Genomic DNA, 24,659 nt, shown 5'->3' on the forward strand with positions numbered 1-24,659 from the left:
TCAAGTCACCTGAAGATGCGGCTCCTTTGGATCGTTTTGGGGCTGCGGAGTAGCCTATTTCTATTTGTCTTGATGATCGGGTTGTGGTCTCATAGCCTATCGTTGTTAGCTAGCTGCGGCGATATGTTTTCCGATATGGTTGCCATAAGTCTGACGCTAGGTGCAACGGCGCTAGCACAGCGTCCCGCTACGAAGATAGCAACATTTGGGTATCGACGAATTGAAATTTTGGTGGCATTGCTCAATGGGTTGGGAATTCTTGCGATCGCTGCCCTAACAACATGGGAAGCAATCGGTCAATTTCAAGAACCAGATCCTATTCGAGGGCTACCCATGCTAGTTACAGCAGGTGTGAGCCTGGTTTTTAACAGTATTATTATTCGTCTTCTGCATAATGAGAGCAGCAATGACCTCAACTTGAAGGGTGCTTTTCTCCGTATCCTTGCTGATGCTACTGGTTCTATAGGTGTTATTTTGGCAGCTTTAGTCATTTACTACTTTAACTGGCTATGGGCAGACGCTGTGGCAAGTTTGCTAGTTGCTACATTTTTGTGTATCAGTGCGGTTCCTTTGGTGATAGATAGTCTCAGAATTTTGCTGGAATTTGCCCCTCGCTCAATTGATGTCGCTGCGATCGAAGCTGCTTTGCATTCCTTTCCTGAAGTGTGTCAAGCTGAGAAGCTCAATGTTTGGACAATTACGTCCGATCAAATTGCGCTCAATGCTCATCTAAGGGTGAAATTGATGACTGTCGAGGAGCGTGACCAGTTGCTGAATCAACTACAAACTTATTTAAATCAAGAATTTGGCATTTATGAGCTAACCTTGCAACTTACTGCATTTCAGGAGTGCGATCGCAATGAACCCTAATCGAATAAGCAATAGGGGACAACCATCCGTTAAAAGACCAATTCAGTCTTCATACATTACTGATTGGATAGAGGCTTCAGGCATTGCGGCTTGGGGTATTTTGGTGCTAAAGCTGTGGTTCACTGGCAAACTTAGCTTGCTTGTTCATCCTAGATATGTTGTTGTTTGTCTAGTCGCAGCCATTGTTTTACTGCTACTTGCAGCATTCAAAGCTTGGAGGATTCTATACAATCCGCCTACTATAAAGACTCAACATCTATCAACTTTGCCTCCAGAATGGACGAGCAGAGTGCTTTTAGTTGCGGCACTTTTAGGAATGCTGATACAACCTCAAACGCTTGGAAGCCAAGCGGCAATGCAGCAAGGGTTGCCGGACTCTCTTATCACCTCAACTCGCATGAAACCTCAAGCATTCCGGGCTTCTGTGCGTTCACAAGATAAATCGCTAGTGGATTGGGCAAGAACACTAGCCGTTTATCCTGAACCTGATAGCTACTTAGGACAAAAAGTCAAGCTTCAAGGTTTTGCCTTCCACTCGCCCAACTTATCGGATCAGTACTTTGTCATCAGTCGTTTTGTGATTGCCCACTGTGCACTAGATGCCTATCCAGTTGGAATTCCAGTGAAACTCACTCAAAGTCGGCAAGCCTACCCAGTTGATACCTGGTGGGAGGTTGAAGGGCAAATGATTGTAGAAACAGTGGCAAATGAGCGGCAACTCGTGATTCAAGCAAATTCCCTTAAATCTATTCCTGAACCTAAAGATCCTTATGAGTATTAGCACAGAATTGAAGAGCATCACCATTGGCTCACATAGCTGAAAATCGGAGAGTAAACGTTAAAAAATTGGTAATAATGTAATGGAAAACTGTCTTATTGGAATCCTCTCATGAACAACTCTGAACCTCAAATCTCCCCCGAACAGCTTCCAGAAGTGTTTGCTTTGGCAGCCCGGTTACAGGCGCAAGAGCATTATTCTTTGTCAGAGCTAACCCAAATCGGTGCGGAGGCAAACATTCAGCCAGAGTTTATTCAACAGGCGGTACAACAAATTCAAGCGGCTCAAGTCAAGCAAAGCAAAACTCGCAGATGGCAGCAATCATTAAAGGTGGGGTTAATTAGTTTTGGTGTTGTGCTTGGTCTAGGAGTGTCGGCAGGTTATGCAACTATCTGTGGCTCCACAATGGAAGCCGAAACAAGTCAGCAAGAGCAGTCATTTTGGTAGCAAGGATTACAGAGGGTTGAGAATATGATTGAGTCAGCCCAAATTCTTCGGTTGCTGGTTCAGCGGGTTGACCAAGAGTTACTGCCTACGATTCAAATCAATAGCATAACTCCCCATAATCCAGTTGAAGTTCATTCTGTTTCTGCTCCTTGGCAACTGCTTGGTGCAGGAAATTATGCTGCCGTATTTTGTCACCCTGAGTTTCCAGATCAGGTTATCAAGATTTATGCTCCTAGTCGTCCAGGATTTGATGAGGAGGTAGAAGTTTATCGTCGCCTTGGCGTTCACCCTACCTTTTCTACCTGTTTGTACGTTGGGAAGAACTTTTTGGTACTTAGGCGGCTGCATGGAACGACGCTCTATGATTGCTTGCACAAAGGATTAACTATTCCAAAGCAGGTTATTCAAGATATCGATCAAGCTCTGAACTATGCTCGAAGTCAGGGGCTAAATCCGTATGATGTGCATGGACGCAATGTGATGATGTGGAAGGGCAGAGGATTCGTAGTGGACGTATCAGATTTTTTGCATCAGGGCACTTGTTTGAAGTGGACTCATCTAAAGCGAGCTTACTATTGGTTGTACCGTCCTATCCTTGCACCATTTAGACTTCAAGTTTCCTACTTTCTCTTGGATATGGTTCGCAGAAGTTATCGTCTTTTCTGTCGTTCACCGGGCTATCGGCACGTATTGCATTAACAATGGCGAGATTTTGAATATGATGCAAGCTGTGTTTTGACTGAACAGGGCGGCAAAAAGTCTGATTTTATGAAAATGATCAGCACTGTTCACAATTCTCCTAAAGCCACGAAATAAAGTTTGCTGAATGAGCGATTCTCGATTTTGATCAGATTGAACTTAAGAGCGAACATTTTGTCCCTATCTGTATTTAGTGAAAGAGTGGTCTTCTATGCCAAAACAACGATCGATTCCCTGGGTTTATCGCTGGTCGCGTCTGATCATGGCAGGATTGGCAACGATCGGAGCCGTCGCGACTGGCTACTTAACGATCGTCAAATTCTCTCAAAGTTCAACGGCTTGCCCAACGAATGGCTGTGACATTGTGTTGGCAAGTCCTTATGCCACCGTGTTTGGCTTACCGTTAGCGTTGTTTGGTTTTCTGGCTTATGTCAGCATGATCGGATTTGCGATCGCGCCGTTGCTGGTTAATCCCGAAAAAAATAAATCATTGCGCTCCAAACTTGAGGAGCAGACAGGGCTGCTGCTGTTTATGGGCGCGACTGCGATGGCAGTCTTTAGCGGCTACTTAATGTACTTGATTGTGTTTGAAATCAAGGCGGTTTGTGTTTACTGCGTTGGCTCTGCAATTTTGTCTGTAAGTTTGTTTATCTTGTCGATCGTCGGTCGCAACTGGCAAGATGTCGGGCAACTATTCTTTACAGGCTTTGTGATCAGCTTGATTGTGTTAGTCGGGACGCTCGGCATTTACGCAGGTGTAAAAAATCCCGAAATTGCAGAACGATCAACCCCCGGACAATCTGGTTTACCGATTACAACAACTTCTGGAGCGGCTGAACTTGCCCTCGCCGATCATCTCACAAAGGTCGGAGGTAAGATGTACGGAGCATTCTGGTGTCCCCATTGTCACGATCAAAAACAACTGTTTGGCAAAGAAGCGTTTAGTCGAATCACGTATGTGGAATGTGATCCATCCGGGAAAAACCCACAGCCGGATCAATGTCAGGCAGCAGGCGTGAAAGGTTATCCAACCTGGGTGGTTAATGGTCAAACGGAATCGGGTACGCAGTCGCTAGAGCAATTAGCGGCAATGTCAGGCTATTCGGGAGCAAAAAATTTCCAGAATGCTTTGCCTGGAAGCTAGGGCGTGTTTTAAAACCCAAGCTAGAATAGGAGTAGACGTATTTCAAAGACAACGAACAAACTTTGGTTTCAGGCAATCCAATTTCACGTAGGGACTTGAGCCAGCGACAATGGCAGCGATTGCAGCCACTCTTACCTAAACCGAGTCCAAAAGGCGGACGACCCGCCAATGATCATCGCACTACAATCAATGGCATTTTGTGGATTCTTCGCACAGGTGCTCCCTGGCGCGATTTACCAAATCGTTACGGGGCTTGGGAAACTGTTTCTGGTCGCTTCTATGCTTGGCGCAAGCGAGGACTATGGCAGCAGATTTTAGAACAGATGCAGCAGGCGAGTTTGACTGAAAGCTGCATTTTGTGGATGGCAGTGTGATTCGAGCGCATCAACACGCAGCGGGAGCAGCGGGAAGTGATGCAGCGGCAGAAGCACTCGGCTATAGCAAAGGTGGCTTTAGTACGAAGATTCATCTGCGATGTGAAGGCAAGGGTAAGCCCGTCACCTTCGTGCTCACCGTGGGAGAGCGCAACGAGTCGGTGATGTTTGAAGCCTTGATGGAGCAGGGTGCGGTCAAACGGGTTGGACGGGGACAACCGCGAGTGCGTCCGCATCGGGTAGCAGGCGATAAAGCTTACACCGGACGACCGATTCGTGTCTACTTGCATCGACGCGGGATTGGGGCAGTGATTCCCCGACGCTCAAATGAATCTCGACAAGGAACGCGCTTTGACCGTCAAGCTTACCGAGAGCGCAATCGGATTGAGCGAACGATCAATCGCTTGAAGCAGTTTCGACGGATTGCAACACGCTACGAGAAACGAGCACAAAACTATCTTGCTATGCTTACAATCGCTGCAATTCTGCTTTGGATCTAGGTTTTAAAACACGCCCTAGGATAGGCTTTAACACTTAGAGCTAGTATCGAAAAGAGGTATTAAACAACTGACAACAGTAGAACCCAACCTCTTCCAAAGACTTAAATCAATGCTCAATACCTTTTCTTAAATAGGGTTCGCAAAAGTTACTGCCTTCTCTTGCGTTGCAGGTTAAGTTGCTCATTATTAACGATCGCGAAATTTTGGATAGAATGATGCGAAAGACTTTGAGACTCCTCAAGAACTTCGTGCTGACTTACGCTTTCTGGACAAGGAAAACACACGACCAGATAGACTTTGAAAATAAAGTCCACCAACTGTAATTAAGCAGAAAACATAACTTACTGCCTGAACCACACATAACCGTTGGGTGTAGCCGAATAAAGCATTTAGAATGATGCCAGGAAAGCGATCGTCCGGTAGAATCCCACTGGTGTTCCACATCATTGAACCCAGAATGCAGTCACGGTCTTGAGGTTTTGCAAACCGTTGATAGTAGAAACAGAACGCTTGGGATTGACGATCCATTTGGACTAAAGCACTGACTGCTGCATCAAAATGAGCTAACGCAGTCACAAAAGAACGGGACAATTTTTGATGTTTATGCATTCAAGGAAGGCTCAACTAAATCTCTAACGTTTTGGTCCTTCGCGATCAACCATTGCGCCGCCCTTCTCGAAACGCTGCAATGAGTAAGCAACCAATCCCAATGTTGATTGCCACGTCCGCCAAATTAAAAACTGGAAAATGAATGAGGCGGAAGTCTAGAAGATCCACGACTTCCCCTTTGACAAAGCGATCGACCCCGTTTCCTAAAGCTCCTCCTAAAATGCAACCATAACCGACACGCTCCCAACGGCTGAGGTTAGCACGGAGCGCCAGCACAACGAGACCCAGACTGACTCCTAAAGAAATCCATTTCAGCCATCCACCACTGTTGGAGAACAAGCTGAATGCAGCACCTTTGTTGGTGACATAGGTTAGATGAAACACTCCTGGAAGAAGCGGGATACTTTGACCCAACGAGAAAAACTGAACAACTAGAAATTTGGTGACTTGATCGATCGCGAAACTAAGAACCCCTGCAAACCAAAAGCCTTTGTTTTTATGTCTTATTCTCACTTGGTTCAGACCTGCCTAGAACAACATTTGGAACAGCAACTTGCGCCATCGAATCGGTAGCGCGAAAGGCATTTTTGGGTCTTGATCGAGAAGCCCTTTACGAGTGAGTAAGCTGAATTGAGCATAATTAATTTTTACCGCTTAACTTCTCTCAATTTTGCTAGTTGCAGCTACGTCATCAGAAGCTGCAACAGAAACGAGTAAAGGCAGAAATGAGCTATTCAGAATGCTTCCATTGGTCTAAAAGATCTTCAAATAATATGTTCCGAATCCAAATCTGACCCACAACTGTTAGCGGAATTGCGAGTGCTAATCCCAATGGTCCAAACATCACAGCAAAGAAGATTTGAGCCAATAGCGTGACAGCAGGAAGAAGGGCAGCGTGCTGAGCCATGATATATGGAGTGAGTAGATTACTCTCAAACAATTGAACAAGAATATAAAAAATCAAAACCGCAACAGATTTCCAAGGAGCATCCAAGAGCGCGATCGCGGTAGGAAAGACAACGCTCATCGTGGGTCCAATATTTGGAATAAAATTCAGTAACCCTGCCAAAACACCTTGGGCTAAAGCAGCGCGTATCCCTAAGACAAATAAACCGAGACTGCTTAATACCGCGATTACACTCATGCTAATCAAAGCTGCTTCCATCCATCGACCTAACGCCTCTCCACACTCATTTAAAGTTGCATCTGCTCGACGACGATAGAAACTAGGAAAAAGGCGAATGGCAAGTCGCCGATAAGGAGATGGATCGATGATGAGCATCAAAGCTAAAACGAATACCAGCAACGTATTGATTGCAATACCGACTAAAGCAGAAAAAACCGGAATAGAACGCCCCAAGATTTGATTCAGAAAAGGCTGAAGTTGCTGTCCGATTCTTTCAAGCGTAGGTGCATAAGAGCGAAACTGTTCAGGAACTAAGTTGATGTTTTGTTCAAGCCAACCATCAACCCGGTTAACTCCGATGGGAAACAAAACGATTAATTCCTCGACTTGAGTTTCAAGCGGCGGAACAATCAGCCAAAAGAAACCCGCCATTATTGTAAAAAAGCAGCCAATTGAGAGTGAAACCGCGACAGAGCGTTTAATTTTTCTCTGTTGCAGCCATTGTACTAGCAGATTTAAGCTGTTGGCTAATACAATTGCCGCAAAGAGCAGTAAAAGCATCTGACGAATCTGCCAGAGAACATAGAGGATAGAAACCAGACCGAGAAGACCAATCCATTGACCTAACTTCATAGTTAAATAACTTTATTGATGGGCAATAACTAAAACACGCTCGGTTGCCCCTGCGGTTTTTTCGTTCCTTTCTGTTAGTGAAGCGGGAAGCACTTGCGGGTCATCATCGATCGAGAGCAAAAACTGAATCAAATCCGTTTGCTCTTGTGGCGTAAATCCGGCTTTTTCATCCACCCAGTAGGCGTGCCCACTGCCATCCACATTTGCTCGCTGCAAGTCAGAATTTGCTCGGTTTGCAGCTACCATCGGCTCTCGCAGATTTCGGTCAAGCAACATCCGTAGGCTTGCTTCGGGATCGGGTTTGATGTTTCGCATCAACGTGCCAACCATGCCGATTTGATTTGGATTCGCAATGCTAAAGCGTCCATTTGCGTCTTGCTTTAGGGCATCAGCTCCTGCTGCCACACCGCCGTCGTGCAGATAGGGAGCGAGCAGATAAAGTCCAATTAGCTTGGTCACTTTGTAACCTCCAGTCGGATCGCTTTGTGCATAGGCAAGATCGATGTCTTCTTGGGGAGTGATATCTGTTGGGATTGATAGTACAGGAGGGTGGGGCGGCAGCGGTACTGAAACATTCGGTGGATAGGTTTGCGGCGGGGAGACAAACAGTTCGGCAAATCCTTTGGAAGCAGGCGCTCGTAGCGGTTGTGTCCCAACTTCTTTGACAGGAATTACCTTATGGTTGGTGAAATAGCGACCGCTGTGGCAGGTCGCACAATTAGCTTTCGTAAAGATTGCTGCCCCTCGTCTTAGCGTTTCTGGGTCAGCTGATGAGTACGGAGGGGGTGCCAGCGTATTTTGCCAAGCAGACATGCCATTCAGTTGAGCCGCAACTGGTAAACCCGGTGTGGATGCCATCAAGCCGTTCTGCATGAACAGCGACCCCTTTGGATATTCTGGCATCTGAATGGTTTGATTAATTCCGGGTGCGCCCGGTGTGGGATCGACTTGATCAATAAATTCTGAAGGGCGAACTCCTGCTGGCAGGTGATATTTAGGGTTAGCTGCCTTTTGGAACATGGCTCCCAGGTACGTTTCTTTATCAATACCCAAGACCCGTTCAGCCGCATCTGCTGTGGTTGTCGGGTCGGCATTGAGACCAAAGACAGCATTGTTCAAAGTAGTCAAGCCGTGAAACCAACCAATTGAGGCGACCCCACTCCAAGCATAAGGATAAGCATCATGGGTATAGGAGGAGGGAATTTTTGCCGAATTGTTTTTGAGGTCGCCGTTAGAAACGAAGTTGCCAGGGGGCCAAGCCAGGATAGAGGCATCCACTTCATCTTCTAGCGTTTTTGCATCTGGCAAATAAGCTTGTTCTCCACTGCCATTGATGTATGGATGTTGACCAAGGGTAATGTTTGTTGGATTGACATCGGTTTGACGAAATAGCGCGGCTGTGTTGGAAGCCATCGCCAACAGTGCCCCAAGATTGATGTCTGTATTGGTTGCGCCCTCCATAATGCGCCCAGTTTTCTCGCTAACAGCCGTATGGCAGAGAGCGCAGGTTACGCCCACTCTGAGTTTGGTATTGTCAATATGGGTGATTAATCCCAGAGGGAAGAGAGAGCCTTTTGGAACATCGAGACCTGTACTCAATGAAGTGCCCGCCTTAAAAGTGCGTCCTCCAAGGGTGACATCTCGATCGAGGGGAATTTGCAGATTAGTTGTGGGTTCACCCTTGAGGGCTGTCACTGCTTTTACAAGCTTTCCGACTGTTAGAGAACCGTCTAGAATGCCAACAATGTCTGTAAACAGAATTTCATTGCCAAACGTTTCTTGATAAAACGCATCTCGCCCTAGATCAATCAGTTTTTCAGTGATCTCGACTGCTCCTTTTTCAGGCGATAGCTGGTCACGCCCCGATTGTGTCTGCAAGAGGTTGCCTGCTGCTACTTTATCAACGACTTTACCCAGCACATCATAGGAACCAATCTCTGCTGGTGCAGAGGTCGTAAACGGGGTAGAAGTCATGCCAATGCCTGGTGGTCTTCCAGGTAGGGTCAGTTCAATCTGGTAGCCGACCAATCCAGCGAGAACGACCAGAGCAATCAGAATAATTAGTGAGCGGAACCACATAGTTCATGTCCTTGTTTCTAGTTAAAGGTTGAGTGTTGAAGGCAAAAAGTACTTCAAGGTCAAACAAAATTGTTCTCATTTGTCTCAAGTCACTTAATGCCTTGGACAATTTGATTCAAAGCTGTCTCGATTCGGTCAAGGCGATCGATAATTTTTTTCTGAGGATCATCGCCTAGATTGAGACGCTCAACAGTAAGGTCACCATCTGTTTCTAAACAGGCAGACTTAACTTCGGAAAGACTTTCAATTCCTTGACGGCGCAGACTCGTGAGTAACTCTTGTTCAGTAATTGCTTCTGCTCTCAAGTTTTTCTCAATGATTCGACCCTCTTGGATAAGAAGTCTTGACTTTCCCTCAGTCAATTTTCGGAATTTGGGAAATTGGTAGGCAACGCGGACAACTAGGTAGTTGGTGATTAACAATGTAGTCGCACCAGTTATTCCACCAATCAAAGAATTGTCATCGCCAATAATTGCGTTTTGTACCGTGTTAGAAATTACCAATAGTACAACCAGATCAAAATTATTGGTTTGTCCCAATTCTCGTTTACCTCCTAAACGTAGCGCCACCAGCAAGAAAAAATAAATCAGAATTGAACGGATAACTTTCTCTAGAATTGGCTCCTCAAACGTCCACAAACTACTCCAAAAATTCATTGTTCAAATACTCCAGAAAGCAGTTTTTAAGAAGACAAATTGTTTCTTTGACTGACTATATCGACCGAAAAACTAGGAGCCTGGCTTTTTGTCATCATTTCTATCTTGGTCGCGATCGCCATTAGATTTGTTCGGATTGTCATCATCTCGATCTCCAGAGGGACTGGGACTATTGTTTGGTTTCACCTCTTCATTATTAGAAGGACTAGGCTTGTTCTCAGTATCTCTATTACTAGGCTGCTGACAAGCAACTAGAATCGTTAGTGTAGTTGTTACGAGAAACAGACTTGCAATTCTTCGTTTCATTTTGGTGTTCCTCAAGTACTAAAATTTCTATTCGTAAAATCACTTGAATTGACGACTGGCTTAATACAGTAGCCTCAGAAATTGGACATCAGCTACGATCTCACTCCTTTGTAATAGCTCAACGTTCTTAGAATAGTGTTGATATATGTGATTTGCATGAAAATCATCGCCTTGCTCTAGAGCGTGACTCTCGTGCAGCATCGCGTAGAATGTCAATCCCGCCTTTCACGGCGATCGCGGCAATTGCGGCACCGACGACCAGATCGGGCCACGATTGATTGATCCAGGCAACTAGCCCACCAGCGACCAGAATGCCCAGGTTAGAGATAAAGTCGTTGATGCTGAAGGTCTGGGCTGCACGGAGGTTTACATCGGCATTTTTTAGAGGCTTCAGCAGTTTGAGGCTCAGCAGATTGATTGCCGTTGAAATCACGCTCATTGCGACCATGACGATTCCGATCGGCTCGGTGCCTGTCATAACACGACGGATTGCATCGCCTAAAACGCCAATTGCGAAGATGATTAGAAGCACACCCGATACACGCGCTGCGACAACTTTCAGCTTGGGCGATCGCCCGATTGCGAAAAGACTGATTGCGTAGACAGCACTGTCGGATAAGTTGTCCAGGGCATTAGCGATCAATCCACTGGAGTTACCCAGTAAGCCAGTGATGAATAGCGACAGCGACAGCAGCAGATTCAGTCCCAGAACCTGAAATAGAACGCGGCGCTTTTGGGATGTTGTCGCATCAACGGCTTTGTCTTTGTTGGAGTCGTTAGTTACTTTGCTCATAATGATTCTGGATTTGAGGATGCTTGCCTGTATGTAAAGCGCGGAAGCAAACCACCCGTATGTTTTATGTACTCACGGTACTGATCGCCGAATGTTTCAATCATCATTGCTTCTTCTTCGGGAACCCGTAGAACAACGATTAGCAATATCAATAGGGTTCCAGTCAGCCCGATGAACCAACTTGCAGTCAGGAGACAAATGCCAAGTTCAAACAGAAAAAACGCTGAATACATTGAATGCCGAACCCAATGATACAATCCGTGCGTAATCAACTGATGATGTTCTCGTACCACTAGAGTTGGGCTAAAATTCCTACCCAGCGAATGATGAATCCATCCCCATGCAGCTAGTGCAAACACCATCAAACCTACTCCACTCCAACGCAGTCCTACCGGAAAATTTAGAACAGACCACCTCATCCATTCAGGATTAATGATCCAAACCAAAAGACTGCCAAGCCAGGTGAGACTAGCCGGAATTCCCAGTACTAGAAACCAGTTACTTTCCTTTTCTGTAAATTGGCTTTCACGAAAGGCTCCACTCTTGGCGCGGTAGTAAATTCGCATGATCGCCAATACAGCAAGAGAAGCTGCAAGGATAATTTGAAAAATAGTTTCGTTCAACATACTTCTGTACCCCTATGGCTCATTTGCTGGCAAGTGTCGATGAACGGAAGTTTTCAGGACTGAGGTTGAAGACTTAGCGATCGCAGCCGTACCAAGATGCCGCATTCGGGACGGAGTGTGATGGAAGCCTGGGGAATAATGGGACAGCTCGGTGTGACATCGAGTTGGAAGCGTTGCGCGATCGTCGCCAGCAGCAGAACAGCTTCCATCAGGGCAAAGCCTTTGCCAATACAGATGCGCGGACCATCGCCAAAGGGAATGTAAACGCCTCGCGGCAGCTTTTTCTCCAGATCGTCTGCCCAGCGCTCTGGTTGAAACGCTTCTGGATTGTCGAAATACTTAGGACTGCGATGCATGACCCACTGACTGATCATGACCACGGTTCCAGCAGGCACCGTATAGTCTCCAATTGTGCAATCTTCGACAGCTTCTCGTCCAAAAAGGGAAACAGGCGGATAAAGCCGCATTGCCTCTTTCACGACCATGTTCGTGTAATTCAAACGAGGCAGGTCAGCAACCGTAGGAGCGCGACCATCCAGCACCTCTTGCAACTCGTTCTGCAACTTGGTTCGCACGTCTGGATAGTCTGATAAGAGCATCCAGGTCCACGAGAGCGCGTTGGCAGTTGTCTCATGCCCTGCTAGCATCAGAGTCGCCACCTCATCGCGCAATTGCTTGTCGTCCATCTGATTGCCCGTTTCTTCATCACGAGCCTGCATCAACATTGACAACAAATCACTAGCATCTTCGTTACTGAAGCGGCGCTGGCGAATCAGGGTGTAGATCGCTTCATCCATTTCGGCGATCGCCTGACGGTATCGGATATTCTCTGGTCTGGGAAACCATTCCAGCACCAGATAGCCTTGCCTGCGCTTGCTTTCAAACCAGTTCATGGTCACATCCAGCGCACGGGCAACCGCATTTGCTTCTCCCTCATCTACATCCTGGTTGAAAATTGTTTTCATGATGATGTTAAGCGTGAGACGCATCATATCAGCGTGAATGTCGCGCTCTTCTCCATCACGCCAGGTGTTAACCATGCGCTCGGCGTAGTTCACCATCGCTTCGCCATAGCCTTGAATGCGCGACTGATGAAATACAGGTTGAGCTAAACGGCGCTGCCGCAGCCAGGAATCCCCTTCAGCCGTGAGCAATCCTTCGCCTAGTAAAGTTTTTAGAATCCGAAATCCTCGGCTCTTAATAAATTTCTCCCGGTCTTTCAGCACTTGCTCGATGTAGTCGGGATGGGTGATTAAGCAGGCAGACGTTAAGCCCAAGTGCAGCGGCACAATATCGCCATACTCACGGGCACAGCGAGTTAAAAAGGCTAATGGATCGTTACCTAAATCAACCAAACTCCCGACGATGGAATTACCTTGAGGTCCAGGCAGGTCGAAGATATCTTGAGTCATGGAAATTCCTTTTAATTAACGACAAACATTAAGACTTTTTGTTAGATGAAACAGGTTTTCGGGCTTGTAGCAACGTGAGCGTTCCAAGCAGTGTTGAATAGTGGACTGTTTGCTGAATATCCTCAAATTCAGCAGTACTCAACAGTCCGGGTAATAAGCCTTTTACGTTATCGGCTGTTGTACGAAAGCCATCAAGCATCTGTACAGGTAGAAATGCCATACGCATCAATGCGTTCTGTGCTTTACCCCAATCCGCAATGTGCAGTTCTCCATTGGGGGTGAGGACTCGAAACACTTCCTTTAAGGTGCGAATTTTATTTTCTCGCGTCAAGTGATGAAACACTAGGCTTGAAAGAACGCGATCGAAAGAGTTGTCAGGGTAGGGCAGATCAAAAGACATCCCCTGATCCAAGGTAATTAGCAAACCCGCTTTCGCCGCCTTTGCTTTGGCGATTTCAAGAATGTTTGGATCGCCATCCAGTCCAACAACCGCTGCATCCGGTTGAGTTTGTTTTATCAGGAGCGTGAGTGTTGCTGTCCCACAGCCAAGATCAAGAACTCGATGTCCACTTGCAATTTTGGCTTGTTTGACCAGTTGCGGCTTAAAGGCAGACTCAAACCAGTGAATTAAGGGGTCATACAGTGGGGTCAGCCAGTTGTGTTTAAGGGCTGGTATGTAATTCATTCCGTTTTGGTTCATGTTCAAGTTCTCCGTAATTGTGTGATTGATAGGAGCATTAATGGTTAGCAACCGCTATAGCCGTTGCCGAGTAATCCGTAAGCCATTAGCGATCGCCAGCAGTTCACTAGCTTCATGGGCAAAAACCGCAGCCGTAATTCCCAACAAGCCTAGAATCGCACCGGGAATCAGAATGACCAGCACCAGAATCGAGAAGACAATGTTTTGAAAACTGATACGCTGACTGGCTTTAGCCAGTTTCAAGGCATACGCAACCCGGCTGGGATCATCGCCCATTAACGCAATATCAGCAGCTTCGATTGCCGCATCAGTTCCGGCTGTGCCCATTGCCAGTCCGACAGTTGCCGTTGCCAGTGCTGGAGCATCGTTGATCCCATCTCCAGTCATCGCAACCGGACCATACTGCTGTTCAAGCTCCTGAATCGCTTTCACCTTGTCATCCGGTTTGAGGTCAGCCCGAACTTCGTCAATACCGAGTTCAGTCGCGATCGCTTTAGCAGTTCGGGCATTGTCTCCAGTTAGCATCGCGACTTTGACCTGCATCTTGTGCAGTTGTTGAATTGCCCGTTTCGCCGCTGAGCGGGGTTCGTCTCGGATAGCAAATAAACCCTCAATCCGATCTTGAGTGCCAACCAGAACCACTGTCTTGCCTTCTGCTTGCAATCGCTCAATTTCAGATTCCAATTGTTCTAAGAGAACCCGCAGTTGTCGGAATAGCCCTGGACTACCGATATAAATTGTTTGCCCGTCTATATCAGCTTTTGCACCTGCCCCGGTAAGCGATTGAAAATTTTGCACTGGTGCGATCGCAATTCCTTCTGCCTGCGCGTTTTCTACAATGGCTTTCGCGAGTGGATGTTCGCTTAAATGCTCGATACTAGCAGCATGACGCAGCAGTGAGGCGGTTTCATTGGTCGTTGAGAAAACATTCGTCACAACTGGTTTGCCGCGAGTGAGGGTGCCAGTTTTGTCAAACGCCACTACTCGGATCTTTGCCAGGTTCTCTAAATGAATGCCACCTTTGATTAACACACCTTCTCGACCCGATCGCCCGATCGCGGCTGAGATCGCAACGGGGGTCGAGATCACTAGGGCACAAGGAGCTGCCGCCACGAGCAGAACAACCGCTCGAACCGACCAGAGGGCGAAGTTAGCCTTCATTAGGTATGGAATAACGACTAGGAGCAGGGCAACAACTAGGACAGCAGGGCTGTAGCGGCGACCAAAGCGATCGATCCAGCGTTGAGCACTAGACTTCACACCTTGGGCTTCCTCAACCGTTTGAATAATCTTTTGCAGGGAGTTAGAAGCAAAACTGGTCGTTGCTCGCACCTTGAGGATGCCTGTCGTGTTAATCGTTCCAGCAAATACTTTGTCACTCACAGCTTTTTCAACCGGAACTGATTCTCCGGTGACGGCTGCCTCATCAATACTGCTGGCTCCCTCAATGATTTCGCCATCGGTGGGAATGCGTTCACCCGGACGAACCAGAAATAAATTGCCAGCTTCAAGTTCCTTCGCGGAAATTTGCACCTCTCCCGCATCGGTCAGAAGCGCGGCGGTTTCTGGCACTAGATCGAGCAGCGCACGAATGGCAGTACGAGTGCGGGCAAACGTATATTCTTCGATCGATTCGGCTCCAGCATAGAGAAACACCAGAAAGGCAGCTTCAAACCATTGCCCTAAAATGACAGCGCCCAAAGTGGCAAACGACATTAATGCTTCAATGCCAATCTCCCGTTCTTCCACAAATTCTTCCCAACCTTCTCGTGCCCAGTAATAAGCACCAATCAAAATAGCCAGACCGAAAATGCCAACGGGGATGTAAACCAGAACCTGAAACTGGCTGACGAACCAACCTGTCACCAATAACGCACCTGCAATCAATGCATTCCGAATGGGAGGAAATGCATACCAAGAACCCTCAAACCCTTCTACATCATCAGAGTCTTGGTCAGCGTCTTGACTGTGGATGTCAGACCGTTGTAACCGGAGCGCTTTTCGTCCTTCGTTTGAAGACATGGCATCACTCTTGGGAATTCGCAAACAGCATATCAGTAAATCATGATATGCTAATTTCAGCAAATAGTCGAGGTGCATTGAGTATGTATTTTTGTAAAGAAACCTGTCGAGCAGAGGAGTGCATAGTGCCTTGCAACTGTGCAACAATCGCGAGGTGATTCAGAACCTTCATCAAACAGACGGTTGAGGAAGAACGCTGATAGATTTAAATAACAGTGATGATCGGCGGAACGACAGCCAGAAATCCTGTTCTAAAGATGCGAACGCTTCGTGCAGCGCATCTCCCGTAGAACGTCAGCCTAAACATCACACACACATTGCTCATTGTATGTATCTTTCGACTTTGATCGTAGTTGTTGCGACAATTATAAGCGGTCGTTGAACAGGATTTCTGGCTGTCGCCTGCCTGCCATGTCGCTGTCACTTGATAGATAGATTAGGTGAAATCTCAAAAAGCTGAATCGAACACTGAAGAATGTTACACAAGATATCTCCTGCGTAATCATACATACTTGAGAATCACCATCACAGACAGGATTAATGTATTAAACGTTTTGCGTGATAACAGAGAAATTGCCCTAAAACCTATATACCGCAGTACTTGTAGCTGATTTTATGGATTAATGATTGAAATGCTTATCCCATAAAGCTTGTAGCCATTTTTTGAGTTATCACGCAAAAGGTCTATTGTAGAAAATGGAGAAAAGACGGCAATCTGAAGAGCCTGATTTAGCACAATTTCTAAGATCGGGTGATTACTGTGCAGCCCGTCAGGAATCAATGCTCAATGCTTTACGTTGATAACTGGAAGATGACAGCAGAGGTCTTCCCACTGAGCCAGCGTTATTTTCTGAAAGGATGTGGGAACAATTAGGCGAAGCAAAATTCCTGCCAGTCTTCAATGCATCGTATTATATTTCTCCCAAAGCAGTCTTGTCGTTGGTTATTACTAGGAGCAGCACTCTCAGCAATTGTTGCAGCAACTGCTGGTATCGCGACGTTAAATGCTCAATCAGATAAAGCGGCAAAGCACGAGCTAGAACTCACTCATTTGCAAGCTGTAGCAAACCGTTTAGATGCTTTGGAATGGAGGGCAATTGCTAAAAGGAAGAACACTTCTGAATTAAAGGAAGCTCTAAATAGACAAAGAGAGCAGGCAAATCATAGTTTAGATGCATTAAAAACAACCGCTTCTTCGCAAGAGCAGCTACAGAAGGTTGAATTGGCATATCAAACTTATGCAACTGCTGTAAATCAACTTCTAAAGCTTCTAGAATCTAACCAAATAGAAAAAGCTCTAGAAGTTGATGAAACGCAAGTTGATTTAAGTTATGAGAAGCTGTATGAATCCATTAGTAATGCAGCCGCAGAAGCTGCTGAGACAACTGCCAGGCTAACATTCTGGGCAAATTTTGGTTCGCTTTTAATCGTTCTATCTCTAGTTTCTGCTTTTTCATTGTTGTTTCGACGATATCTACAGGTCAATTTGAAGATGCAGCAGATGACGATTGAAAATTTGCATCGCCGAGAACAGACACTGGAACAAGAGCGCCAACTTTTAGAATCAAAGGTAGTAGAGAGAACTGAGGAACTTCAACAATCAAACATTGCGCTCTCTCAGACACTTTCCGAGCTACAAAAATCGCAAATTCAGCTTATCCAAAGCGAGAAGATGTCTACACTTGGGGAGCTAGTTGCTGGAATTGCTCATGAGATCAACAATCCAATTGGATTTCTATCCGGTAATATTCAACCTGCACTAGAGTACACAAATGATCTGCTGAAGTTAATCGACCTCTATCAAGAAGAATTTCCTCAGCCAGGACAAGTCATCCAGGAAGAAGTTGCTACTATTGATTTAGATTATCTTCGTGAAGACTTACCCAAGCTAATTGGTTCAATGAAAGAGGGGGTAGATCGTATTCGAGACATCAGTACTAGCTTAAGAACTTTCTCACGGTCAGATAGTACTTCTTGTGTAGCTTTCGATGTTCACGCCGGAATTGACAGTACATTACTGATTCTCAAGCATCGCCTCAAAGCAAACGAATCTCGCCCAGAAATTGAGATAATTAAAGAGTATGGAAGATTGCCCTCAGTAGAGTGTTATGCAGGGCAACTCAATCAAGTATTTATGAATTTGTTGTCTAATGCAATTGATGCGCTAGAAGAGTTCAACCAAGGACGAAGTTTTGAGGAAATAAAAGCTAATCCAAATCGTATTTCTGTTAAAACTGATCTGTCGAATGATTCCCAATTTGTTGTTATCTCTATTCGAGATAATGGTATCGGTATGACCGACCAAGTCAAGCGAAAGATTTTTGATCCTGTCTTCACTACAAAAGAAGTTGGTAAAGGAACAGGGTTAGGATTAGCAATTTCTCATTCTATTGTGATTGATAAACATGGTGGATCTCTGGAAGTCAATTCAGTTTTAGGGAATGGCGCTGAATTTATAATTACAGTACCTGTTAGAACGAAGCCTGAAGCTTGTAGAGTGGAACCACAAGCTTAGAGCAAATAAACCTCATCGGAGATAGGATAAGCTAAACAGCAAGAATATTGCTCTAAGCAATATTCTTGCTGAATTATCAAAGTCTGCAAAACAAGCCGCACGTCTTTCAAAGTCTAATAGGAACCAGCCTGTACAAGTTTGAGCAATCAACGAGTATCCTGCACTCGAATGCGTTATTGGTGGTACAAACCTATAAGATCAATCGTCCCCAAGACAAGGAGAAGCGAAAAAAGTACTATGGCAGCAAGCAAAAAGCTCACGCCGTGAAGAACAAAGTGATTGCTAAACGGCAAGGCAAAATGAAATGCCTGAGCGACATCTATAAAGGCAAGAGACATGATCTGACGATTGCTGATCAAGAGAAATACAAATTTCCAGCAGGGAGTCGATGTGGACTGCATAACTTTCGCCGCTATTTCTTCCGATAATGTTCATTGATCTAAAAAGGGATGCCGATCGCGAAATTGTATGTCCAGTTTGAACGATCGATATTCCCTTTTCTTACTAAACCCAAACCTTACTTTGTCCAAAGATCTGATTGAGTACTTCTTGCAAGTCAGGCAATTCTGCGCCTTAACCCGTGACAAAAAAGATACCGACAATCACACTGAATATGCCTGCGAACGCGCTCACGTTTACCAAGGCGAGATTGTAGCGATGATTTACAAGTAGAGCATTGCGCTAAATCGTATAACATTCCTACAGGGGGGATCTGAAGGTAGGTTTTCAACAAACTTAAGCATGACTTTGTTTTCATCTATCTGCTAATCAAGTTATTAGATCGATTTGAGTTGAAATAAGCGCTCATAACCTGGCGAATCATCGGTGCAGCGATCGCACCACCCCCACTTCCCGCATTCTCAGCGAATGCAACGACTACAATTTCAGGCTTGTCACTCGGTGCGTAAGCTCCAAACCAAGCATGAGTCGGACGCGGCGGATCTTCGGCTGTCCCACTCTTACCCGATACAGACGGTAGTGTAGTTACATTTAGTGCTTGTCCGGTTCCTTTACTGACGACACTTCGCAATCCTGCTTGTAAAACACGAAGCGTCTCAGGCTTGAGGTTTAGGGAGCTTTCTTGCTGTTGTGATGAAATCGTTGCACTCTTTTTAACCAGAAAAGGTTGAACACGGTAGCCTCCATTCCCTATAGCGGCGAACATAACAGCAGCTTGAAGTGGCGTAACTTGCATCAATCCTTGACCGATCGAGGTATTGATCGTATCACCGATGTACCACCCTTCTTTTAATTGCTTTTGCTTCCAATCTGGATCAGGCACAAACCCATGTGCTTCTTCGGCTGAGAGTTCAATCCCTGTATTCTGTCCCATTCCAAATCGTCTTGCCCAGTCAAGAATGGGTGATGCTCCTATCCCGACAGCTACCTGACTGAAAAAGGTGTTGCTACTCCAAGCCAGTGCATCTACAAATCCCACTCGTCCGAATCCCGATCGATTTGATTCCCAAATTTGGCTACCCCCGATCGAAAGCGCAGGATAAGTATCAAGAACGGTATTAGCATTATATTTGCCGGATTCCAATGCCGCGATCGTGGTAATAATTTTGAAGGTGCTGGCGGGCGGATATGCCTGAAGTGCCCGATTGACGAATGGAAACTGTTTTGCTTGAAGTCGCTGCCACGTTTGGGAACTTATTTGCTTAGTAAATAGATTCGGATCAAAATCAGGGCGGCTTGCCATTGCCAAAACTTCTCCAGTCATAGGATTGAGCGCAACGATCGCGCCAATACGATCGCCCAGTGCCACTTCTGCTGCTTTCTGCAACTCTAACTCCAGCGTGAGTTGAATCTCTTGTCCAGGTTGAGCAGGTTTATCAGCCAGCTTTTTGATAATTTGCCCAACTCCATTTACCTCAACTTGCTGCCCGCCTTGCTGTCCCCGAAGCTGAGATTCATAAACGGATTCAATCCCTGCTTTACCAATTAGATCACCAAAATGATATTCCTGACTTTGACGAGCTTTCATTGTTTCAGCATCGATCTCACCCACATATCCCAGAACATGAGCCGCTAACGTTCCATTCGGATAGTGACGCATTAGATCTTGCCGAACTTCAACGCCTTGAAAACTACTAAGTTGCTCCTTAATTTGTGTCACTTGAGCGGCATTGATTCCTCGTTTTACAACAACAGCCCATTGGGAACGATTCGTCGCCTGGTTTAAGCGATTTTGAAGGTCAGCAGTCGGAATGTTTAGGATCTTCGAGAGGCGACTAAGAATTGTCGTCCACTCGGTTGGCTGATGCGCCGAAGGTTGAAGCGCGATCGAGTAGGAAAGCTTGCTCCCTGCTAAAATTCGACCTTGACGATCGACAATTCTTCCTCGCTCCTCTCGTGTCGTAATCAGTCGAACCCGATTCTCCTGGGCAAGTTGAGCATAGTACTTTCCTTGAACGATTTGAACGTAAAACAGGCGACCGCCTAACCCACCTAGCAGAATTAATGCAGTCAGCAGCATTAAAACCATTGCCTTGCGTTTGCGTTGAGTAGTCTTCTGTCCTCGTAAATTAATCTGATTAAATCGATGAGCCGAAGATGGTAGAAATTTAGTCATATGAATTTGCTGAGATTAAATCGCGATCGTTCAAACCATGCGGGTCTATCGCCTGAATTATGCAGAGGTCAAATCTAAGTGCCAGCAGATGAGACAACGTAGCTCAAAATTGGCAAAGTTCCTGAATCCATAGCCAGACCGCTTAATCAACTTGAGTTTGTTGTTGATCCCTTCAACCGCTCCACTGGTCGTATGATGCTCGAAGTAATTCGACACTTCTTCAAACCAACGATCAATTGTGGCAACACTCTCTTGGAAGGTCGTTTGTGCCTGAGCTAACCATTGAGCCAGACGAATCATGCCATCTTCCCAGTCGATTGCGGTTTCAAAAATGTCTCGAAAGGCTTCTTTTTGCTGATGTAGGTGTGCCAGAGTTGGTGAAACCAGTTTCACTCGCTCCAGGGTTGCTTTCTGCTTGTCGGTCAAGTTCGCTTCTGGCTTCAGCAGCGCATATTTGCTCGATTTCAGGAGCTTCGTCATTTCAGTCCGTTCGGCTTCATCCGGGTGGGCAGCAATGGCACGAATTTCTTGATTGCGAAGAGTATTCAGTTCTTTGCTCATCAACTGCATCACATGGAATCGGTCTGCCACAATTTGAGCATTCGGCATTTGTTTTTGCACCAAGCCTCGATAGTTCCCGGACAGGTCGATGCTGACCTCGACGATTTGATTGAGTATCTCACTTCCCCACCCGTCTAGCACCTGCTGAATATCAACTTGCTTGCGTGAGGGAGCCATTCCAATCAACGCATTCCGGTCTAAATCGACTAACACAACCACAAAATCCTTTTGCCCTTTCCGCAAAGCAATTTCATCGATTCCCAATCGTCGCAACTCGCTCACGTCCACTTGCATTTTTTTTACTCACGTATTGCACCATTGATGCCACTTGCTCATCCGTTAAGCCATGATTCACCCCAACATTGTGCATATCGCTATGCCGTACTTGCTGGACGATCATTTCGGCAAAGCGGTCGGTATACTCCCGCCGCTTACCCACAAACTCAAACGCCTCACTGAACGGCTTTCGACACTCAGCGCATTTGAACTGTCGTCGATTCAAGGTCAGAAACACCCGATGTTGACTGATGCTCAAATCTCGCACCCGATGCCGATGATTTTGATGCAACTGCGTACTTTCCTGCCCACATCGGGGACAGACGGCTCGTGTGCGGTCTGCTCTTACCTCTAGAATCAGCGCATTGTCTGTATTGTGGTAGTCTTCGACTGCCATTCCGGGGATGTCCAGTAGCTGAGTCAGAAGCGGTTGCATAGTTCGCAGGATAAGGTTCTCAACTTCCAGCATAACTCAGCCGATAGACCCAACCATGCTGCTAAAGTCACTCTAAGTCTGACGTTTGGAACGCAAATTTAGCGCAATCGCACTGAGAAATAGCAATCCCATACCACCCGCAAGTGGATTACGATCAATGCCTGTTACCCAAACCGGAACTTGGTCAAGATATTGCACCCAATTTCCCACATTGATGATGTAGTAGCCCCAGACCAATCCTGCATGAAGTCCGATCGCATATCCCAATCGTCCCTGATGGAATTGTCGCGCCCAACCGAGCGTTAACCCCAATAGCAGCAATCCCGGAAAACTAGGAAGCGTCCGCAGAATTTCTACCCAGGGTTTAGTAAAGTGCAGTGAAGCATAGACGAGACTGCTGACCCACACTGCGATCGATGCCCGATAGTTCCACCGCAATTCATCGACTAGCCAGCCGCGAAAGAGGAGTTCTTCTGCAAGTCCTACCCCGAATGCGACGAGCAAGCCTTCTAAGATGATTCTGAGTAAGTTTTGTGGCATCGGTTGCCAGCGAATCCAGCCAATCGCGCCTTCGACTAAAAACAAGCAGAACAAGCTCACAACGCCAATCATCAATCCTTGGATTAGCTCTCGCCAATTCTGCCGAGTTCTGGATAATCCATGTCGCTGAAGCGGGTGCATTTTTTGATGAACTGTTCGCCCCCAGATCCAAAGCAACCCGACAAATTCGCCATAAAGTGCCAGAACCGTAATGATGCTGATTGGGTTGTTCGTGCCCCAAATCCAGTAAATCGGAACTGAGATCGGTAGCCATAGCCCCAACAGAGTAACGACGAAAATCGCTAATCGTACGGATGCAGGATAACGAGCAATGTGAGGCGATAGGTATAAAAAAGACATTCAGTTATTTGTAACTGTTTAGACGGAGTGATGCCTTAGAATTCGTAAGCTATCTGTTACTAAAGAAATTGTGCTGAGGCAAATCAGTAAGGCAACGAGTAAACCAATCGCAGCATCGACCCAAACCCAATTGAAAAAGTACACCGCTAAAGCTGCGACCATTACCCCGATCGAACTTGCCGCATCCGCAACCCCATGCAAGAACACACCGCGTAAATTCAGATCGTGATGATGGTCATTGTGCAATAGATAAACACTCAAACCGTTGATGATCAAACTTAGTCCCGCCGCACCGAGTAATGGTAAGCCCAGTACAGGTTCAGGGCTTTGTAAATGCTCGATCGCTTCCCGTCCGAGAAGAATCGCAACGATCGCTAAGCTGACTCCATTAAGCAAAGCAATCCCAGCTTCAAGTCGTCTATTTTGACTGATTGCAGTTTGGCTTGCAGTGCGACGTTGTGTGAACCAAGTCGCTAGTAGCGTGACTCCTAGCGTAATCAAATCTGAGAATAGATGCCCTGACCCTGCCAACAGCGAAAGACTATGGCTCCAAAGTCCGGCTCCTAGTTCGACTAGAAAAAGCCCACTGCGTAACCCAAGCACCCACCAGAGGCGTTTTATCTTTTGCTGCTGAGTTTGAGATGTGTTTAGAGTATTCAATGTTCTTACTAAGGCGATGGCTTTACGTTCTGAAAATTACGTGCGCCTTGATAGCCTGACAGCCGTGCCAGTTCTTCTAAAGATTGTGTTCCAGAAACCGTCTGACCGCTTACTTTCCAGGTCGGATATCCTTTCACACCTTCTGCTTGACAAACATCAGGCTGCGGATTTTTCCCTTTCGGATCGCATTCGACGTAATCAACCTGTTTAAATGCTTCTTTGCCAAAAAGCTGTTTCTGGTCATGACAGTGAGGACACCAAAATGCACCATACATTTTCGCTCCCACCTGTTTGAGATGAGCCGCTAACGCCAGTTCAGCCGCACCCGATGAAGTCGTAATCGGTAAACCTGCTTCTCCAGGAATGGCACGATCGGCAATTTCAGGATTCTTCACCCCAGCATAAACGCCCATCGTTCCAATCAGAACAACCATTGCGACGACAATTCCACTAAAAAAGAGTTGTCCTACATCCTGCCAATCGCGACCGACGATCGACAACACAAACAAACTAAACGATAGTAAAGCAGAACCCACACAGTAAACGCAAACGGCTTTGATCTCGAATGCAATCAGATACATTAAGTAGCCGCTAAAAATTGCCATTGCCGTTGCACCCATAAACAGAAGCAACCCCGTCCAGTTTTCGAGTTTTGAGCGCAACGTCTTGTCTTTTTCGGGATTGATTAGCAAGGGCGCGATCGCAAACACAATCATACTCACATACGCCAAGAATCCGTACAACGCTAATGGCAATCCAAATACAGTTGCGTAGGGACTTGATAGAACAATGTCACATCCGCTGGTCGGGCAAGCCGTCGCGCTCTGAGAGAATTTGACGATCGTTAAATAACCCGTTACGACGGCTCCGATCGTTGCCAGTCCTGCCATGATGAAGCGCGACCAGCGGTGAATCCAAGGGGTCGATCGTTTACGTGGCATAAAGTCTTAAACCTCATGATG

General features: G+C 46.3%; 25 protein-coding genes. 8 read left to right on the top strand and 17 right to left on the bottom strand.

Features of this window, described 5'->3' with window-relative positions; all coding sequences use genetic code 11:
* Positions 1-15 precede the first annotated feature (15 nt).
* The 6 genes from J0L70_RS06615 to J0L70_RS06640 all read left to right on the top strand — a co-directional run bounded on the left by J0L70_RS06615 (position 16) and on the right by J0L70_RS06640 (position 4,812).
* Entirely contained in the window at positions 16-870 is an 855-nt protein-coding gene (locus J0L70_RS06615) for a cation diffusion facilitator family transporter (RefSeq protein ID WP_287453671.1), read from the top strand.
* On the top strand, positions 860-1,651 hold the full coding sequence (locus tag J0L70_RS06620) for a TIGR03943 family putative permease subunit (protein WP_287453672.1): 792 nt from the start codon (positions 860-862) through the stop codon (positions 1,649-1,651). The genes J0L70_RS06615 and J0L70_RS06620 overlap by 11 nt, the downstream gene beginning before the upstream one ends.
* A gap of 108 nt (positions 1,652-1,759) precedes the next feature.
* The gene (locus tag J0L70_RS06625) at positions 1,760-2,095 is read left to right on the top strand and encodes a hypothetical protein (RefSeq protein WP_287453673.1); all 336 of its coding nucleotides are present in this window, start codon (positions 1,760-1,762) and stop codon (positions 2,093-2,095) included.
* A 24-nt stretch (positions 2,096-2,119) separates the two neighbouring features.
* Complete coding sequence (locus tag J0L70_RS06630; RefSeq protein ID WP_287453674.1) at positions 2,120-2,794, top strand: serine/threonine-protein kinase; 675 nt, start codon at positions 2,120-2,122, stop codon at positions 2,792-2,794.
* Positions 2,795-3,005: 211 nt separating this feature from the next.
* Complete coding sequence (locus tag J0L70_RS06635; protein ID WP_287453675.1) at positions 3,006-3,938, top strand: vitamin K epoxide reductase family protein; 933 nt, start codon at positions 3,006-3,008, stop codon at positions 3,936-3,938.
* A gap of 80 nt (positions 3,939-4,018) precedes the next feature.
* A protein-coding gene (locus J0L70_RS06640) for an IS5 family transposase (RefSeq protein ID WP_502711024.1) occupies positions 4,019-4,812 on the top strand; the annotation gives its coding sequence in 2 pieces (ribosomal slippage) (positions 4,019-4,283 and positions 4,283-4,812; 795 coding nt in all).
* A 237-nt stretch (positions 4,813-5,049) separates the two neighbouring features.
* On the opposite strand, the gene J0L70_RS06645 is transcribed toward J0L70_RS06640, so the two are convergent.
* The 11 genes from J0L70_RS06645 to J0L70_RS06695 form a co-directional block, all read right to left on the bottom strand.
* Positions 5,050-5,421: an FTR1 family protein gene (locus tag J0L70_RS06645; RefSeq protein ID WP_287453676.1), complete on the bottom strand. Its 372-nt coding sequence runs from the start codon at positions 5,419-5,421 to the stop codon at positions 5,050-5,052.
* Between the two features lie 45 nt (positions 5,422-5,466).
* Positions 5,467-5,934 carry a signal peptidase II gene (gene lspA, locus J0L70_RS06650; protein ID WP_353736619.1) on the bottom strand — a complete coding sequence of 156 codons (468 nt, stop codon included), beginning with the start codon at positions 5,932-5,934 and terminating at the stop codon, positions 5,467-5,469.
* 217 nt (positions 5,935-6,151) lie between these two features.
* The gene (locus J0L70_RS06655) at positions 6,152-7,180 is read right to left on the bottom strand and encodes an AI-2E family transporter (protein WP_287453677.1); all 1,029 of its coding nucleotides are present in this window, start codon (positions 7,178-7,180) and stop codon (positions 6,152-6,154) included.
* A gap of 12 nt (positions 7,181-7,192) precedes the next feature.
* Positions 7,193-9,259: a di-heme oxidoredictase family protein gene (locus tag J0L70_RS06660; RefSeq protein WP_287453678.1), complete on the bottom strand. Its 2,067-nt coding sequence runs from the start codon at positions 9,257-9,259 to the stop codon at positions 7,193-7,195.
* 89 nt (positions 9,260-9,348) lie between these two features.
* Positions 9,349-9,915 carry a DUF421 domain-containing protein gene (locus tag J0L70_RS06665; protein WP_287453679.1) on the bottom strand — a complete coding sequence of 189 codons (567 nt, stop codon included), beginning with the start codon at positions 9,913-9,915 and terminating at the stop codon, positions 9,349-9,351.
* Positions 9,916-9,987: 72 nt separating this feature from the next.
* Positions 9,988-10,221, bottom strand: a complete 234-nt coding sequence (locus tag J0L70_RS06670) for a hypothetical protein (protein ID WP_287453680.1) — start codon at positions 10,219-10,221, stop codon at positions 9,988-9,990.
* Positions 10,222-10,384: 163 nt separating this feature from the next.
* Positions 10,385-11,014, bottom strand: coding sequence for a cation efflux transmembrane domain-containing protein (locus J0L70_RS06675; protein WP_287453682.1), 630 nt, complete (start codon positions 11,012-11,014; stop codon positions 10,385-10,387).
* Complete coding sequence (locus J0L70_RS06680) at positions 11,011-11,640, bottom strand: methyltransferase family protein (RefSeq protein ID WP_287453683.1); 630 nt, start codon at positions 11,638-11,640, stop codon at positions 11,011-11,013. Before J0L70_RS06680 ends, J0L70_RS06675 begins: the two co-directional genes overlap by 4 nt.
* A gap of 53 nt (positions 11,641-11,693) precedes the next feature.
* On the bottom strand, positions 11,694-13,052 hold the full coding sequence (locus J0L70_RS06685) for a cytochrome P450 (RefSeq protein ID WP_287453684.1): 1,359 nt from the start codon (positions 13,050-13,052) through the stop codon (positions 11,694-11,696).
* Positions 13,053-13,080: 28 nt separating this feature from the next.
* Positions 13,081-13,752, bottom strand: coding sequence for a class I SAM-dependent methyltransferase (locus tag J0L70_RS06690; RefSeq protein ID WP_287453685.1), 672 nt, complete (start codon positions 13,750-13,752; stop codon positions 13,081-13,083).
* 54 nt (positions 13,753-13,806) lie between these two features.
* Positions 13,807-15,774: a heavy metal translocating P-type ATPase gene (locus J0L70_RS06695; RefSeq protein WP_287453686.1), complete on the bottom strand. Its 1,968-nt coding sequence runs from the start codon at positions 15,772-15,774 to the stop codon at positions 13,807-13,809.
* 901 nt (positions 15,775-16,675) lie between these two features.
* On the opposite strand from J0L70_RS06695, the gene J0L70_RS06700 reads away from it, so the two are divergent.
* Together J0L70_RS06700 and J0L70_RS06705 are read left to right on the top strand one after the other, a co-directional pair.
* Positions 16,676-18,289 carry an ATP-binding protein gene (locus J0L70_RS06700; protein WP_287453687.1) on the top strand — a complete coding sequence of 538 codons (1,614 nt, stop codon included), beginning with the start codon at positions 16,676-16,678 and terminating at the stop codon, positions 18,287-18,289.
* A 65-nt stretch (positions 18,290-18,354) separates the two neighbouring features.
* Positions 18,355-18,717, top strand: a complete 363-nt coding sequence (locus J0L70_RS06705) for a transposase family protein (protein WP_287453688.1) — start codon at positions 18,355-18,357, stop codon at positions 18,715-18,717.
* Positions 18,718-19,046: 329 nt separating this feature from the next.
* Here the strand turns inward: J0L70_RS06705 and mrdA are convergent, their stop codons facing one another.
* The 6 genes from mrdA to J0L70_RS06735 all read right to left on the bottom strand — a co-directional run bounded on the left by mrdA (position 19,047) and on the right by J0L70_RS06735 (position 24,638).
* Positions 19,047-20,864, bottom strand: a complete 1,818-nt coding sequence (mrdA, locus tag J0L70_RS06710; RefSeq protein ID WP_287453690.1) for a penicillin-binding protein 2 — start codon at positions 20,862-20,864, stop codon at positions 19,047-19,049.
* A 57-nt stretch (positions 20,865-20,921) separates the two neighbouring features.
* Positions 20,922-21,719 carry an ISL3 family transposase gene (locus tag J0L70_RS06715; protein WP_287453692.1) on the bottom strand — a complete coding sequence of 266 codons (798 nt, stop codon included), beginning with the start codon at positions 21,717-21,719 and terminating at the stop codon, positions 20,922-20,924.
* A complete protein-coding gene (locus tag J0L70_RS06720; protein WP_287453693.1) occupies positions 21,676-22,137 on the bottom strand; it encodes a transposase family protein in 462 nt (153 codons plus the stop codon). Before J0L70_RS06720 ends, J0L70_RS06715 begins: the two co-directional genes overlap by 44 nt.
* Before the next feature lie 72 nt (positions 22,138-22,209).
* Positions 22,210-23,037 (bottom strand): CPBP family intramembrane glutamic endopeptidase, encoded by an 828-nt coding sequence (locus tag J0L70_RS06725; protein WP_287453694.1) that lies wholly within the window; start codon positions 23,035-23,037, stop codon positions 22,210-22,212.
* An 18-nt stretch (positions 23,038-23,055) separates the two neighbouring features.
* Positions 23,056-23,697, bottom strand: a complete 642-nt coding sequence (locus J0L70_RS06730) for a cation diffusion facilitator family transporter (protein WP_287453696.1) — start codon at positions 23,695-23,697, stop codon at positions 23,056-23,058.
* Between the two features lie 8 nt (positions 23,698-23,705).
* Positions 23,706-24,638, bottom strand: a complete 933-nt coding sequence (locus tag J0L70_RS06735; RefSeq protein ID WP_287453697.1) for a vitamin K epoxide reductase family protein — start codon at positions 24,636-24,638, stop codon at positions 23,706-23,708.
* Positions 24,639-24,659: the final 21 nt, after the last annotated feature.

This window comes from Leptolyngbya sp. UWPOB_LEPTO1 (assembly GCF_017302695.1).
Lineage (GTDB): Bacteria > Cyanobacteriota > Cyanobacteriia > Leptolyngbyales > Leptolyngbyaceae > Leptolyngbya > Leptolyngbya boryana.

Coding starts and splice junctions, on each gene's coding strand:
- J0L70_RS06665 (WP_287453679.1), bottom strand. CDS start 9,915: ATGAATTTTTGGAGTAGTTTGTGGACGTTTGAGGAGCCAATTCTAGAG.
- J0L70_RS06725 (WP_287453694.1), bottom strand. CDS start 23,037: ATGTCTTTTTTATACCTATCGCCTCACATTGCTCGTTATCCTGCATCC.
- J0L70_RS06645 (WP_287453676.1), bottom strand. CDS start 5,421: ATGCATAAACATCAAAAATTGTCCCGTTCTTTTGTGACTGCGTTAGCT.
- J0L70_RS06680 (WP_287453683.1), bottom strand. CDS start 11,640: ATGTTGAACGAAACTATTTTTCAAATTATCCTTGCAGCTTCTCTTGCT.
- J0L70_RS06735 (WP_287453697.1), bottom strand. CDS start 24,638: ATGCCACGTAAACGATCGACCCCTTGGATTCACCGCTGGTCGCGCTTC.
- J0L70_RS06695 (WP_287453686.1), bottom strand. CDS start 15,774: ATGTCTTCAAACGAAGGACGAAAAGCGCTCCGGTTACAACGGTCTGAC.
- J0L70_RS06685 (WP_287453684.1), bottom strand. CDS start 13,052: ATGACTCAAGATATCTTCGACCTGCCTGGACCTCAAGGTAATTCCATC.
- J0L70_RS06630 (WP_287453674.1), top strand. CDS start 2,120: ATGATTGAGTCAGCCCAAATTCTTCGGTTGCTGGTTCAGCGGGTTGAC.
- J0L70_RS06720 (WP_287453693.1), bottom strand. CDS start 22,137: ATGCAACCGCTTCTGACTCAGCTACTGGACATCCCCGGAATGGCAGTC.
- J0L70_RS06655 (WP_287453677.1), bottom strand. CDS start 7,180: ATGAAGTTAGGTCAATGGATTGGTCTTCTCGGTCTGGTTTCTATCCTC.
- mrdA (WP_287453690.1), bottom strand. CDS start 20,864: ATGACTAAATTTCTACCATCTTCGGCTCATCGATTTAATCAGATTAAT.
- J0L70_RS06615 (WP_287453671.1), top strand. CDS start 16: ATGCGGCTCCTTTGGATCGTTTTGGGGCTGCGGAGTAGCCTATTTCTA.
- J0L70_RS06620 (WP_287453672.1), top strand. CDS start 860: ATGAACCCTAATCGAATAAGCAATAGGGGACAACCATCCGTTAAAAGA.
- J0L70_RS06675 (WP_287453682.1), bottom strand. CDS start 11,014: ATGAGCAAAGTAACTAACGACTCCAACAAAGACAAAGCCGTTGATGCG.
- J0L70_RS06625 (WP_287453673.1), top strand. CDS start 1,760: ATGAACAACTCTGAACCTCAAATCTCCCCCGAACAGCTTCCAGAAGTG.
- J0L70_RS06670 (WP_287453680.1), bottom strand. CDS start 10,221: ATGAAACGAAGAATTGCAAGTCTGTTTCTCGTAACAACTACACTAACG.
- J0L70_RS06715 (WP_287453692.1), bottom strand. CDS start 21,719: ATGCAAGTGGACGTGAGCGAGTTGCGACGATTGGGAATCGATGAAATT.
- J0L70_RS06660 (WP_287453678.1), bottom strand. CDS start 9,259: ATGTGGTTCCGCTCACTAATTATTCTGATTGCTCTGGTCGTTCTCGCT.
- J0L70_RS06635 (WP_287453675.1), top strand. CDS start 3,006: ATGCCAAAACAACGATCGATTCCCTGGGTTTATCGCTGGTCGCGTCTG.
- J0L70_RS06700 (WP_287453687.1), top strand. CDS start 16,676: ATGCATCGTATTATATTTCTCCCAAAGCAGTCTTGTCGTTGGTTATTA.
- J0L70_RS06690 (WP_287453685.1), bottom strand. CDS start 13,752: ATGAACCAAAACGGAATGAATTACATACCAGCCCTTAAACACAACTGG.